The sequence below is a fragment of the Micromonospora sp. NPDC007230 genome, assembly GCF_042869115.1.
In the GTDB taxonomy this organism is placed as follows: domain Bacteria; phylum Actinomycetota; class Actinomycetes; order Mycobacteriales; family Micromonosporaceae; genus Micromonospora.
Genome location: NZ_JBIAFE010000002.1, coordinates 420368 through 435307, shown reverse-complemented (window position 1 = coordinate 435307; position 14940 = coordinate 420368). Strand labels below are relative to the sequence as shown.

Sequence of the window (14940 nt, the reverse complement as noted above, 5' to 3'; positions counted from 1 at the left end):
GGAGGCGGCTATGTCTGCTGATCCACATTCGATTCATCCCTTTGCTGTCGTTGCATGGACAGGAACGGGCGAGCGAGAGCGGCGACTCACCTCCGTCCTTTCGGTGGCCGTGCTCGGTGCCGCGGCCCGGATTCCCGTCACGAGGGCAAGATCAAGCGACCGTATCGATACCCGTAACGGCTGGTCAAGGGTGTGCGGTTGGCGACCTGCCGCCCGGCTGGCGGCTCCGGTGAGCGCCGGTCAGCCGGGCGGGGCGATCAGCAGGGCGGCGACGGTGGCGGTGGTGGCCAGCGCGGCGAGCGCGGCGCTGGTGGCCACGAACCGGCCCAGCGGGACGGCGACCCCGGCGGCTCGGCAGCGCTCGTACCAGATCAGGGTGGCCAGCGAGGCCCACGGGGTGGCCAGCGGGCCGACATTGGCGCCCACCAGCAGGGCCAGCAACTGGGTGTGGTGGTCGGCGGCGATCACCGCCTCGCCGGCCACGTAGGCGGGCAGGTTGTTGACCACGTTGGCGAAGAGCGCGCCGACGCCGCCGGCCCGCAACGCGCCCTCGGCGCCCGGGTCGCCGCCGATCAGCGCCCCCATGACGGTGTCCAGGCCGTGCCGGCCGATGGTCTGCACCACCAGGAACAGCCCGGTGACGAAGACCAGCAGCCGCCAGGGGACGAGGTGGAACGTCAGGCTGCGCCGGGCGCGTACGGCGAAGCCGGCGACCAGGATCGCCGCGGCCACCCCGGATGCGAGTCCGATCTCGACCCCGGCGAGGATCCCGGCGACGAACAGCAGACACGCGCCCAGCGCGGTGCGGTAGAGCACCGGGTCGGGCGGCAGGTGCGGCGGCGATGGGGTGAACGGATCGGCGCCGGCCCGCGCCGGCCGCCAGTACCACCACCAGAGCAGCAACATCGTGATCGCGATGGCGACTAGCTGCGGCCACCACATCCGGGCCGCCCACGGCACCGGCGCCAGCCCGATCCGGTCGCTGGCCAGGATGTTGGTCAGATTGGACACCGGCAGCAGCAGGCTCGCCGTGTTGGCCAGCCAGACCGTGGTCATCGCCAGCGGCGTCGGCGGCACGCCGAGCTTGCGAGCCAGGGCGATCATCACCGGGGTGAGCAGGACGGCGGTGGTGTCCAGGTTGAGCGCGATGGTGGTGACCGAGGCGAAGCCGACGCAGAGCCAGAACAGGGCCCGGTAGCTGCCCCGTGCGGTGATCGCCACCCGGGCGGCGAGCGCGTCGAAGACCCCGGCCACCGCGGTCAGCTCGGCCAGCACCACCACCGTGCCGAGGAAGATCAGGATGGGGAGGATCCGGCGGACGGTGGCCTCGGCGTCCGCGCGGGGGAGCAGTCCGGTGAGAACGCAGAGGACGCCGCCGGCGGCGAGCCCGATCGCGATCCAGTCGAGCACGTGCAGCCGGCCCCAGCGGGATCGGTCCGGTGCGGCGGACGGCGGGTCGCCGACGGTCTCCACGACCCGTGATCCTCGCAGAGTCGTCGGGCCAGGCCCGATCCGGCTCCGCTCAGCGTCGCCACTTCTGGTTGGCTCCGCCCGTGCAGGCCCAGATCTGCAGCCGGGTGCCGTCGGCGGAGCTGACCCCGGTGGCGTCCAGGCACTTGTTCGACTGGGGGTTGACGATGTCCCCGGCGGAGCTGAACACCCACCGCTGCGCGCCGGTGCCGTTGCAGTCGTAGAGCTGCACCCGGGCGCCGTCGGCGGTCGACCCGCCGGCGACGTCGAGGCACTTGCCCAGGGCGCGTACCGAGCCGTCGGCGTTCCAGGTCCAGCGCTGGGCGGCGGTGTCGTTGCAGGTCCAGAGCTGGACGGCGGTGCCGTTGGCGGGGTTCGCGCCGGCGACGTCCACGCACTTGTTGCCGTAGCCGATGATCGGGCCGCCGGCGCCGCCGCCGCTGTCCCAGGCCTGGACCCGCACGTAGTCGACGACCATCGCCTGCGGGAAGACGGTGCTGCCGTCCGGGTAGCCGGGCCAGTTGCCGCCGACCGCCACGTTCATGATCATGAAGAACGGGTGGTCGAAGACCCAGCGGTTGCCGCCCGCGTCCGCCGGGGTCTTCCGCGAGTACGCCACGCCGTCGAGGTACCAGGTGATGGAGTCGGGTGCCCAGTCGACGGTGTAGGTGTGGAAGGCGTCGGCGAGGGCCTGCCCGCCGGGCAGCGAGGTCTGGCCGGTCAGCGCGTTGCCGCCGGAGTAGCCCGGCCCGTGCAGGCTGCCGTGCACGGTGGACGGCTCGCGCCCGATGTTCTCCATGATGTCGATCTCGCCGTTGTTCGGCCATGGGTTGGTGGCGATGTCGTTGCCCAGCATCCAGAACGCGGGCCAGATCCCCTGCCCCCGGGGGATCTTGATCCGCGCCTCGAACCGGCCGTAGGTCTGGGTGAACGTGGCGGCGGTGAGCAGCCGGGCCGAGGTGTACTGGCAGCTGCCGTACCAGCACGAGTAGCCGGCCGGATTCTCCCGGCGGGCGGTGATCACCAGGTTCCCGTTGCCGTCGAGGGCGGCGTTGCGGGTGCTCGAGGTGTAGTACTGCAGCTCGCTGTTGCCCCAGCCGCCGCCGCCGATGTCGTAGCGCCACTTGCTGGCGTCCGGCGGCGCGCCGGCCGCCCCGTTGAACTCGTCGGACCAGGTGATCGCGCCGGGTGCCGCCGCGGCGGGTGCGCTCGTGGTCGCCGTGAGGGCGACCGTGAGGCCCACGACGGCGAGGGCGACGGCGGCGAGCGTGCGGATGCTGCGCACGGATGCCTCCCCTCGGTTCCGGAACCTGTCCGACATATTGACGCCAGACGAAGCGATTTGGAAGGACCCGCTCCGGGACACGCACGGCGTCAGCGCCGGTGACGCCGACCACCGGCCCCGTTCGGCCCGGGGGCCGCGCACCGACCGGGCGCGGGACCGGCCGGCGCCGGTCGCCGCAAACCGGTCGCCGGTACGGGTGGCGCAGGCGGCGGCCGACTGGCACGGGTGCGCCCACCCGACGGCCGCGCCCGCCCGCGTCCCGGTCGGACCGCCCGCCGCCGCCACCCATTACGCTGGCTCTCCCGGGTCAGAGCGCGAGCCGCCAACCGGTGAGGATGCCGGTGTCGCTGACCGCGGCGTCGTACACCTTCAGCTGCCAGGTGCCGTTGGCGACCTCGCCGGACAGATCGACCGGGAAGGTCTGGTCGATGTTGTCCGCGCTCCCGCCCACCCGGTCCCGGAGCACGTACTCGCTGCCGTCCGGCGCGATCAGGGTCAGCGTCAGGTCACCGACGTACGGGTGGGTCACGTGCACCTCGACGCTGCTGGCCGCGCCGGCGTTGCCGGGGCAGGTGCCGATCGTGATCGGGCTCTGCACCGGGGTCAGGTCGGGGATCGCCACGTCCGTGTCGTTACTGCCCGTGCAGCCGGCCCGCCCGTCGACCCCGAGACCGTAGGAGGTCGACCGGGTGACGCCGGTGCCGGTGCCGGTGACGGTCACCGCGTAGCTCGCCGGCAGGGCGCCGGCCGGCACGGCCACGGTCATGGTCGCCGAGCCGCCGGAGGTCACCGTGGGCGGGAGGAAGACCGCGCTCGCCCCCGCCGGCAGGCCGCTGGCGCTCAGCGTGACCTGCTGCGGGTTGCCGGCCGTGGTCGTGGTGGTCACCGTGGTGGTCACCGAGCCGCCCGCGCTCACCGTGCCGCTGGCCGGACTGGCGCTCATGGTGAAGTCGTCGGCCGCCGCGCAGTAGGTCGCCGCCTTGCCGATCGCCCGGTACGGGCAGTCGGCGTACTCGCCGAACATCAGGACCGCCTCGCGGTTGCGCGCGGTCGCGGCCGCGATGTCCGAGGCGGGCGGGTAGAAGCCGGGGTCCGGGTCGACCGGGGACAGCTCGAAGGTGTACGTGAAGATCCGCTCCTGGCCCCACAGCCAGTCGTCGACCGACCCGTCGGTGATGTACAGGTCGCTCGCCTGCTCCGGCGTGTATCCGTTCGTGGCCGCCATCTGTTGGCCGATGGCCTGGTACGTCGCGTACTCGTCGGCGCTCATCCCGCCGACCACGGTGGACTTGGTGTAGCCGAAGGGCCACAGCACCAGCTCACCGTACGAGTGGAAGTCGATCGCGGCTTTGATCCGCTGCTTGCCGGTGCCCGAGTCGCGCCGACTCACCACGAAGTCGCGGACGGCAGCGGTCTCGGGGGCCGAAAAGGCCGACTTGCCGCGGTAGGTGGGCGAGGAGGGTGACGTCGAGGAGCCGCCGCAGCAGCCCCACTTGTAGCCCCAGTTGCGGTTCAGGTCGGTGCCGACGGCACTGCTGCCGGTGTTGGGCTGCCGGTTCTTGCGCCAGTCCCGGTACACGCCGGTGGCGATGTCGTACTCGGCGCCGTCCGGATTGACCATCGGCACGATCCAGAACACCCGCCCGTCGACCAGTCGGGTGATCCGCGGGTCGGTGCCGTACTGGCCGGTGAGCAGGTCGGCGAGGTAGAGCGCCTGCTCGACGGTGAGGTGCTCGCGGGCGTGCTGGTTGGCGGTGAAGAGCACCTCCGGCTCGGCCTCGTCGGCGCCGACGTTGTCGGAGATCTTCAGCGCCACGATGTCCCGGCCCTCATAGGACTTTCCGATCACCCGCCGGCTGGCGATCGTCGGGTGGGCGGCGACGATCGCGTCCACCGCGGCCAGCGTCTCCGCATGGTCGTGGTACGCGGCGTCCGGGGCGGGGAAGGCCATCGCCGAGGCGCCCGACGCGGACACCGCCACCGTACGCAGGCCGAGGCGCTGGATGGCGCGTACCTCGGCGGGGGTGGCCGTGACGCTCAGTTCGCCGTGCTCGATGTGCTCGATCGCGGCGCCGGTGCGGGCGACGGCGTCCACGTCGGCCTTCGACTTGAGATGGGTGACCCGGTACGGCGCGGCGTGGTCCCGCTCGGCGTGCGTACCGGCAGCCACGCCCGGCCCCACGGGTGCTCCGGCGGCGGGCGCCGCCGTGGCCAGCAGCGCGACGCCGGCGAGCAGGGTGGTGCGCAGGGCACTGGTCCGTAGCGGCACGGGGCCTCCCGACGGGCTGGTGGGCGGGGGTTGGCGCGGTGCGGCGGGCACGATCCGAACCGCGAGCACAGTCTCTTCGGGCCGGCCGTATCGATGGTCTCGACCGAATGGCTTGACGCTGTGTCACCATCCCGACACAGCCGTTGTGAGCAACTTCCGCGATCGATGTGCTGTCGCCGACCAGCGCCGTCGGTGACGGCCATCGACCAGGACGAGGTGGCTCATGGTGGCTCTACGGCGGCTGCTGGCCGCTGCGATCGCGGCGGTGCTGACGGCAGCGCTGGCACTGGTGTGGACGGCTGCGCCGGCCCACGCCGACGAGGCGTGGGAGAGTGCGCTCAAGTCCCTGATGTCCCGCACCGCCACCTGGGCCGACGGTGGACTCTCCCAGGTCGGGCTGCTCGGCCAGCCGCTGCCCCTGCTCGGGGTCAGCCCCGGCGCGCTGGTCGACGCGGACAAGCTCGCCAAGACGGCGTCCGACGCGCTGGCCAGCGGCCTGACCGAGGACGACGTGGACCTGGGCGGCGGGACCCGGCTCACCAGCTCGGTGACCACCAGCGGCGGCGACCACCTGCTCGACGTGCTGCTGACCACGAAGCGCGAGGTGGCTGACAAGGCACTGACCGTCAACGGGGTCACCCTCGCCAATGCGGTCAGCGTCACCGGCTGGGCCACCCTGCATCTGCGGGCCCGGCACACCGCCGCCGGGGAGACCTACCTGGTGCGCGACGGCGACACCCCGCGGATCGACATCGACGCGGCGGCGCGGCTGCGCGCCGACCTCGACAAGGCCACCGCCTCGGTCGGCATCCTCGGCGTCACGCTCACCGCCGGCAGCACCCTCACCGCCCGCACCCACCTCAAGGTCACCGTCACCGATCCCAACGGCGACGGCCGGCTGGCCTTCGACACGCCCGCCGGGCCCGGCACCGGTGAACTCGGCGCGGCCGGCTCCCTGGCCGGCCTCGCGCAGGTGGCGCTGGACGGCTCCGGGGGCGGCCGGATCTCCGACACCGAGACCGAGCCCGGCCCGGGCTCCCTGCACGGCGTGATCAAGCTCGGCGCGGCCACCGCCGGGGCGCCCTTCGCCCTGCCCGCGGTGGCGGCAACCGTGAACGTGGACTGGAACGACATCTCGGTCGGCAGCCCGACGGTGACCACCACCGGGCTCGACGAGACCATCGCCAAGTTCCGCAACATGAGCCCGCTCGACCTCGCCTCCGGCCTCGCCCAGCTCGCCACCCTGCTCACCGGGGTGCAGCAGAGCGGGCCGGCGGGCAACCTCAACCTGCCGTTCCTGCGCGGCACCTTCGCCGACGCGGTCAAGGTCAACGAGAAGCTCACCGACTTCCTCAAGAAGTACGTCCACCCGCGGCCGGACGACCCGCAGTTCGATCCCGCCACGGACGACCCGGCCCTGGCCGGGCAGCCGAAGTTCAGCTCCCTCCAGGAACTGCTCGCGCTGCTCGCCGCCGAGGGACTGCCCGTGGACAACCTCTCCTTCGCCGGCGACAAGCTGGTGTTCCGGGTCAAGCTGGAGCGGGAGTCCACGGTGGAGGTGCCGCTCGACCCGGGTGCGGCCTCGCTCTCCGGCCGCGGCGCCACCTACACCGCGAACGGCTTCAGCGTCAGCGGCAACCGCTTCACCCCCGGTGAGCTGGTCGGGCAGCGGGTGGTGGCCGGCACCTCCGCCGGCACCATCTCGGCCAACACCGCCAACTCCGTCACCCTGGCGCAGAACTGGATCGGCGGCCAACCGAACAACGACAGCGTCTGGGTGATCAGCGGATCCAGCCCGAACATCGGCGCCGTCGAGCTGGCCGGCACGCTCACCGACCCGGTCGACGACGACAAGAAGGTCGGCCTGCGGGCGGCGAACGCCCAGGCCAGCTTCGCGAAGGTGAAGCCGCGCTACAGCGCTGCCCTCACCCTCGTCCTCGACCTGCGCGACGACCTGGGCAGCCCGACGGCCAACTCGGACCGGGTGCTGCTGCGTACCGACCCGGCGGTGCCGCTGTTCAGCGCGGACTTCCCGATCACCACCGGCGTCGACTTCTACGCCACCGCGGGCTTCCTCAAGGTCAAGCTCGGCGGCGACCTCTCCGTCGGACCGGCCGCCACTGGCCAGCGGATGCTGGAGGTGAAGTTCAAGCAGGCCCAGGACATCAGCCTGGGCACGTTCTTCCACCGGCTGCAGTCCGAGCCGGCCACGCTGCTCGCCGCGTCCGCGTCGGTGAAGACCACCGGCCGGGTCAAGGTCAGCGTTCCGGGCGACACCGGTGCCCTCGGGCAGGGCATCGGCGTGGACGTGAGCTGGAAGGCCGGGGAGGAGCCGGTGGTGAACACCTCCGGGCTGACCGGGCTCTTCGCCGTGGACTTCGACCCGAACGATCCCAAGGCGCTGTTCGCGGTCGTCGTCGAGGCGCTCCGGCTGGTCAACGCCGCGCTCTCCCAGGCGGACGCCGGCAGCGGACCGCTGGACAAGAAGATCCCGCTGCTCGGCCGCTCCGCCCGGCAACTGCTCGGCGCCGACGAGAGCGGCGTCGGCAAGGGCGTCACCTTCGCCGCCGAGGGGGCGAACTTCCTGCTCAAGGACGGCAGCCGCAAGGATGACGCCGGTTTCGACGCCCGGCTCGAGGGGCGGACCGTGGTGATCGGCAGCCAGGCGTACCGGGTGCTGAAGCAGGTGGACGCGCAGACGCTGCGGATCGACGCGGCGGGCACCCCGAAGCCGGCGGACGGCACCGCGTACGCGCTGCGGCCGGAACTCGCCGACGCGCTGGACCGGCTCCTTGCCGCGCCCCCGGACAACCTCCAGGACGCCCTCGACGTGCTCAACAACGCCATCGGCGCGGGCAGCGGGGTCAGCTTCACCGTGGATCAGCGCGAGGGCGGCCCGTTCCTGCGGATCGGGCTGGACTGGAAGCGGAACTTCCACACCGGCGGGCCGCTCGCCTTCGGCTGGGGCGGCGGCAAGGACCTGATCAGCCTGGACAGCTCCGGCACCTTCGCCCTCGACGTCTCGGCGAACGCCAAGCTCGGGCTGCTGCTGCCGCTGCGGCTGGACGCCGCGCCGATCCTCGACCACACCTCCTCGGCCAGCGTCACCGTCTCCGGCGGGATCACCAAGGGCGCCATCGCCGCCCGGGTCGGCCCGCTCGCCCTCGACCTCGGCAAGGATCCCGACTTCGCCACCGTCAAGGCCAACCTCAGCGTCGGGCTCGGCGGGTTGACCGAGGACGGACCGATCAGCGGCCTGCTCGGGCTGACCCCGCAGTTCAGCACCGCGGGCGTCGACTGCGGCGATGGGGTCGGCGGCGCCAACGTGCCGATCTGCGCCCGCGCCCCGCTCTTCGTCAACAACTGCGAGCCGGCCGACGCCACCAACCTGCTCACCTTCACCATGGGCCTGGACCTCACGCCCACGGCGAACACCCCGAACCTGGACTCCTGCTTCGCCAACCTGACCATGAAGCTCACCGACTTCAACGTCGGCATCGACGGCTACCTGGCGAAGGTGGAGGAGGCGCTCCGGCTGGCCAGCTTCGACGGCAAGCTGCCCCTGGTCGGCGACGACCTGCAGCAGGGCCAGCGGTTCGTGGCGCAACTCCGCGAGCAGGTCAAGGCGGCGATCGGCCCGGTGCTGGCCGACGCCACGCTGGACAGCGCCGGCCTGAACGCCGCGCTCAAGGAGGCGCTCAAGCCGGTCGACGAGAACGTCACCGCCGAGGTCAGCTGCCGCACCGGGGTGGCCACCCCCTGCCAGCCGGAAGACTTCCAGGCCGTCCGGATCAAGCTCACCTCGGCCAAGGGCGACCCGTCCGCCGGCGGCGGCTGCCAGACCGGCTGCGCCGAGGCCAACGTGCCGCTCGACCTGGGCATCCCCGGCCTGTCGCTGAAGGCGAAGAAGGGCGCCGCCGACGGCATCAAGGCCAAGCTGGGCTGGAAGCTGCACCTGGACCTGGTCCTCGACCGGGACGAGGGCTTCTACATCCCCACCCACGACGGGGACGCGACGCCCGAGGTGCAGATCGGCGGCAGCTTCGACACCACCGGCGACCTGGCCGCGCAACTCGCGTTCATCCAGGTCAACGCCACCAAGCAGGGCACCGACCCGCTGGTGCGGGCATACTTCGGCATCGACCTCAAGGGCTCGCCGGGGGAGAAGAGCTGCTTCGACCCGACGGTCACCGCGGACTGCACGGCGGACCCGGACGCCAAGCTGACCCTCGCCGAGTTCGGCGACCTGGGCTCGCTGCTCGCCACCGACCTCACCGCCAAGGTCGACATCGACTGGAAGCTGGCGGCGGTGGTGAACACCGGCGACGAGGTCGGCTCCGCCCTGCCCGGCATCAGCGCCCGCTTCGGCCTGAAATGGGGCCTGGAGCACAAGCAGGGCGGCCTCACCGCCACCGGCGACGGGGTCACCACGCCGCTGAAGGTGACCTTCACCGACATCGCGCTGGACGCGGGCGCCTTCTTCGACAAGATCCTCAAGCCGGTGGTGGCGAAGCTCAAGGCGGTCACCGGCCCGCTCCAGCCGGTCATCGACACCCTCTACGCGCCCATCCCGGTGCTGTCGGACCTGTCCAAGGCCACCGGCGGACCGGACATCACCCTGGTCTGGCTCGCCAAGACGTTCAGCACCCTCAACGGCGGCCCGAAGCTGGACTTCGTGGACACGGTGCGGGCGGTGATCACCTTCGTGAACCGGATACCGGACTGCGATTCCGGCTGTTCCATCCCGCTCGGCCAGTTCCTGGTCGACCCGGCGAAGGCGCTCACCACCGAGGTGTCGCCCGCTTCTGCGGAGAGCCTGATCAAGCGGGACGACCCGTTCACGCAGGCGAAGTCCGCCAGCGAGGTGAAGGCGAAGGTCGACGACGCCGCCGGCGACGACGGGGAGAAGCTGTTCACCCCGAAGAACGCGGGGGAGAAGTCCAACGCGGAGAAGACCGGCTTCAGCTTCCCGATCTTCGACAACCCCGGTTCGCTGTTCGGGCTGCTGCTCGGCCAGGACGTCGAACTGGTCAGCTTCGACTCCGGTCCGCTGGCGCTCGGCTTCAGCTGGCGGCAGTCCTTCGGCCCGGTCTACGCCCCGCCGCCGGTGCTGGTCACCCTCTCCGGCAGCGCCTCGGTCACCGCCCGGTTCATCGCCGGACTGGACACCGCGGGCATCCGGCACGCCGTCGAGGCGGCGACCGACGGTACGAAGCTCGACGCGGTCAGCCTGCTCGACGGGCTGTACTTCAAGACCGCCGACAGCACCGGCAAGCCGGTCCCGGTGGTCACCCTGCGCGGCGAGATCGGCGCCGGAGCCGAGGTCAGCGTGCTGATCGTCAAGGTCGGCATCCAGGGCGGCATCCGACTCACGGTCGGCTTCAGCTGGAACGACCCGAACAACGACGGCAAGTTCCGCACCAGCGAGTTCCTGCAGGCGCTGCTGGTGAATCCGATCTGCCTGTTCACCACCAGCGGGCAGCTCTCCGTCTTCCTCAAGGTCTACGTCACCATCGACCTGTTCCTGTTCTCCAAGACCTTCGACTTCACCCTGGTCGACGCGACCCTGCTCGACTTCCGAGCGCAACCCGACTGCACCCCGCCACCGCCGGAACTCGGCGGCACCGTCGGGGACACCCTGGTGGTCTTCGCCGGCAAGTTCGGCAAGAAGGACCAGCGCGGCGACAAGGCCTGGGACAACACCGCCGGCACCTACGCCGGAGACGTGGTCAAGGTGTACGCGCTGCACTACGCCGACGCCGGCACCGAGGGCGCCAGCGACGACTTCGACGGCTTCGCGGTCGAGGCCCTTGGCCGCAAGCAGGAGTTCCTCAACCCGTCCCTGACCCGCGTGGTGGTCGACGGGCGCGGCTACGAGGTCGCCGACGCCAGCAAGGTCTCGCTGTCGGTGCTGCTGCTCGGCGACGGCGACACCAGCGGCGACGGCACGAAGACCTCGTCCTTCGACAAGACCGCCGTGGTGCTCGGCTCCGACGGAAAGGATCAGATCCGCACCGGCACCGGACCGGCGTACGTGGACGGGCGCGGCGGCGACGACGTGATCGTCACCGCCGAGGCGTCCGGCGCGGTCAGCCGGGTCGCCGGCGGGCCCGGAAAGGACTCCATCACCACCGGCGACGGCAACGACGTGGTGGCCGGCGACAGCGGCCTCGGCGGCACCGACCGGGCTGCCACCACGGTGCACACCTCCGTCGGCGACAAGACCCTCACCGGGCTGGTCGACTGGACGACCCTGACCGACCCCACCGCCGGGAGCGGCGGCGAGGACGACCACGTCACCGTCGGGCACGGCGCCAGCCGGGTCTACGGCAACGGCGGCGACGACGTGCTCGGCGTGGTGGTCGACAACCGGCCCAACGGGAAGAACACCTTGGTCGGCGGCCCGGGCGGCGACACGATCAACGGTGGCCGGGGCGACGACACCATCCACACGTACGACACCACGATTCCCGCCGACGTCGACCAGGCCGGCAGCGGCGACATCGGCCTGACCAACCAGGTGGACACCGGCGCCGGCCAGGACACCGTGTACGGCAGCGCCGGCGTCGACCTGGTCGTCTCCCACTCCGCCAACGGCCAGACCGGCCGCGTCTACGGCTACGGCGGCGACGACGTGCTGGTCGGCGGCTACGGCACCGACGAGCTGTTCGGCGGCCCCGGCCAGGACTACCTGATCGCCGAGCCGTCGCAGGTGGGTGAGCCGGGTGCCACCGACGGGTACGGCCCGTTCCGCCAGGTCACCCACCAGCCGCTACCGGCCGGCACCCAGTCGCAGAACAAGCTGCTCGTCGGCGGTCTCGGCAGCGACCACCTGATCGGCGGCGACGGCGGGGCGACGATCTTCGGTGACCGGCACCTGCCCGCCGAGGCGTGCGTCGACGCCTCCCTCGCCGACGCGCAGCCGGCCCCCGCCGACCAGGGCGCGGCCGACCTGATTCTCGGCGGCGCCGGGGTGGAGGTGGTCTCCGCCGGCAGCGGCGACGACCGGGCCGACCTCGGCGGCGGCGACGACCGCGCCTGCGGCCAGCTCGGCGACGACACCCTGCACCTGGGCGGCGGCAACGACCGGGCCTGGGGCGGCGCCGGCGTCGACCAGCTGCACGGCGACGACGGTGACGATCTGCTCTTCGGCAACGCCGGCGACGACGGCCTCTACGGCGACGCCGGGCAGGACACCGCCGAGGGCAACGAGGGCGGCGACCAGGTCTTCGGTGGCCCGGACGCCGACGTCCTCTACGGCGGTTCGCGCGTCGCCGGCGCGAGCGACGGCCGGGACCTCCTCTACGGCGAGGAGGGCGCCGACCGGATCGTCGGCGACAACGGCACCCCGCGGATCGGGGACGTCGGACCGTACCCGCTGGACCTGGCCGGTGACGTGGCCGGGGCCGGCGCCGGGGACGTGATCTCCGGCGGCGGGGACGCCGACGTGGCGTACGGCGGGCTCGGCGGCGACCGGATCAACGGCGACGCCGGGGACGACCAGCTCGAGGGCAACAACGGCGCCGACCTGATCCACGGTGACCTCGGCCGGGACGAGATCGTCGGTGGCTCCTCGCAGGAGCCGGCCGCCGGCACCGGCCGGCCGGACAGCGGCGACGAGCTGTACGGCGACGCGGACGCCGACCTGATCGCCGGGGACAACGCCCGGTTCACGCCGGCCGGCGCCGACGCGACCCGGGTCACCCAGGGCCGGTCCGGCCCGGCTCGCAAGGTCACCCTGCTCGACCTCGGGTTCAGCCCGGCGGCCGGCACCAGCGGCGGCGACCTGATCTCCGGTGGGGACGCCGACGACGTGATCTTCGGCCAGGGCGGTCCGGACCGGGTGCACGCCGACGCCGGGAACGACTACGCCGAGGGCGGCCCGGGCTCCGACTGGGTCGAGGGCAACGCCGGCGACGACGACCTGGTCGGTGGCTCCAGCACCGCGTACGACGGATCCGGGGCGGCCACCACGGGCCAGCCGGACACCGCGGACGCCGTCTTCGGCGGACCCGGTTCCGACGCGGTCATCGGCGACAACGGCGCGGTGCTGCGCCCGCTGCCGGGTGAGCAGCCGACCGCGGTGACCGTGCGGCTCGGCGCCGACGGCAACCCGTTCGGGCCGCGGATCGTGGTGCTGCTGGACCGGGCGGCGGCCACCGCCAACCGGTACGGTGACGACCGGCTCAGCGGCGGCGACGGCGTGGACGCCCTCTGGGGCCAGGACGGCGACGACGCGCTCACCGGTGACGGCGACGGCGACTACCTGGAGGGCAACGGCGGCGCGGACAACCTCCGCGGTGACAGCGCCCTCGGCGGGGCGGGCCGCCAGGCGGTCACCCCGCTGGCCGACCCGGGCTGGCCGGGCGAACCGTCGCCGCCGGCCGAGCTGGTCGGCGCCGGCGCCCCGGCCGGGCAGGACGACCTGATCGGCGGCAGCTCGGCCGCGGGCTTCCGGGACACCGGGGACGTGGTCGAGGGCAACGGCGCCGACGACGTCATCCTCGGCGACAACGGCTCGCTGCTGCGGACCGTGACCACGGTCAACGGGAAGCAGACCGAGCGGGTCTACACCGAGCGGTACCCGACCGGCGCCGTGCCGGCCGACGCCACGGTGGCCCGTACCCACGACCCGGCGTTGCCGGGCCCGTCCACCCGGTTCTGCACCACCGCCCAGGCCACCTGCGAGCCGGCCGGCGCCTTCGGCAACGACCAGCTCTACGGTGACGCCGGCAACGACGGGATCTGGGGCCAGGACGGCGACGACCTGATCCGGGGTGGCGCCGGCGACGACGACCTCTTCGGTGAGCTCGGCGCCGACACCCTGTACGGCGACGACGGCCGAGACGCCATCGTCGGCGACCGGGGCGGCGTGGTGAACCAGTACCTCAACGCCGACGACGTGGCGGCGCTGGGCTTCACCATCACCCTGTCGTCGGTGCCGCAGGAGACGTTCACCGGGTTCCGGGCCGGGGACTACGACCGGCGGGTGGACCTGCTGCACGACACCGACGGCGACGCCTGGATCGGCAGTTCCACCTCGGCGCCGATGCCGCACGCCGGGCTGACCGCCGGCGCCGGTGACGTCATCCGCGGTGGGGCCGGGGCGGACAACATCCACGGCGGCTTCGGCGACGACATCGCCAACGGCGACAGCGGCGGTGACCAGGTGTTCGGTGGGGAGGGCTCGGACGTGCTCTGGGGCGGCAAGGGCTGCGACCCGGTGCTCGACGCGACCAACCCGCAGTGCCTGGTCGGCGGCGTGTTCAGCGCCGCCGCCCGGGGCGACCACGACCAGTACGTGGACCACCTGTTCGGCGGTGCCGGGGCGACCACCGGTCCGGCGGTGACCGCCGTACTCAGCTCCGACCTGCTGGACTTCCGACCGCGCGGCTCCTACCCGGACAACTGCGCGGCCGGGGCCTGGCCGGTCGACCTCACCTCGGGGACAGTCGACCCGTGCCGCTGGTTCGAGGCGACGAACATGGACAACGACGACGTGGCCGACAACCAGCACCACCACGGCACCGACTGGATCTACGGCGGCTGGGACCGGGACGTGCTCCAGGGCGACGTCACCGCCAACGGTCCGAACAACGGCGACCGGCTGTTCGACTGGAACGGCGCCTACAACCTGTTCACCCACTGCAACTCGGCGTACGGCGGGTTCAACGACGTCCGCCAGCACAGCCCGGCGATGCAGGACTTCCTCACCCGGCTGGCCTGGGCCACCGGCGCGGGTCGCAGCGCCTCCGACGTGACCACGGCGGGCACCTCGGCCTTCCTGGAGTTGTCCTACGTCTACCCGCGGGACAACAAGGAACAGGGAGCCGGGGCGGCATTCCCGGGCACCCCGGGGCACTTCGACGAACCGTCCTGCACCGACTGACCGATCACCGGGGCCCGGCTCCCCTGC

4 protein-coding genes are annotated in these 14940 nt (G+C 72.5%); 1 reads left to right on the top strand and 3 read right to left on the bottom strand.

Features of this window, described 5'->3' with window-relative positions:
* Positions 1-240 precede the first annotated feature (240 nt).
* The 3 genes from ACFYML_RS04830 to ACFYML_RS04820 form a co-directional block, all read right to left on the bottom strand.
* Entirely contained in the window at positions 241-1473 is a 1233-nt protein-coding gene (locus ACFYML_RS04830; RefSeq protein WP_387419334.1) for an SLC13 family permease, read from the bottom strand.
* A 49-nt stretch (positions 1474-1522) separates the two neighbouring features.
* Positions 1523-2755 carry a ricin-type beta-trefoil lectin domain protein gene (locus tag ACFYML_RS04825; RefSeq protein ID WP_387419333.1) on the bottom strand — a complete coding sequence of 411 codons (1233 nt, stop codon included), beginning with the start codon at positions 2753-2755 and terminating at the stop codon, positions 1523-1525.
* A gap of 307 nt (positions 2756-3062) precedes the next feature.
* Entirely contained in the window at positions 3063-5024 is a 1962-nt protein-coding gene (locus ACFYML_RS04820) for a M14 family zinc carboxypeptidase (protein ID WP_387419332.1), read from the bottom strand.
* 223 nt (positions 5025-5247) lie between these two features.
* Here ACFYML_RS04820 and ACFYML_RS04815 point away from each other — a divergent pair, with 223 nt between their 5' ends.
* The gene (locus ACFYML_RS04815; protein ID WP_387419331.1) at positions 5248-14913 is read left to right on the top strand and encodes a hypothetical protein; all 9666 of its coding nucleotides are present in this window, start codon (positions 5248-5250) and stop codon (positions 14911-14913) included.
* Positions 14914-14940: the final 27 nt, after the last annotated feature.

Excerpts from the sequence above, each read along its gene's own strand:
- ACFYML_RS04815 (WP_387419331.1), top strand. The coding sequence starts at position 5,248 with ATGGTGGCTCTACGGCGGCTGCTGGCCGCTGCGATCGCGGCGGTGCTG.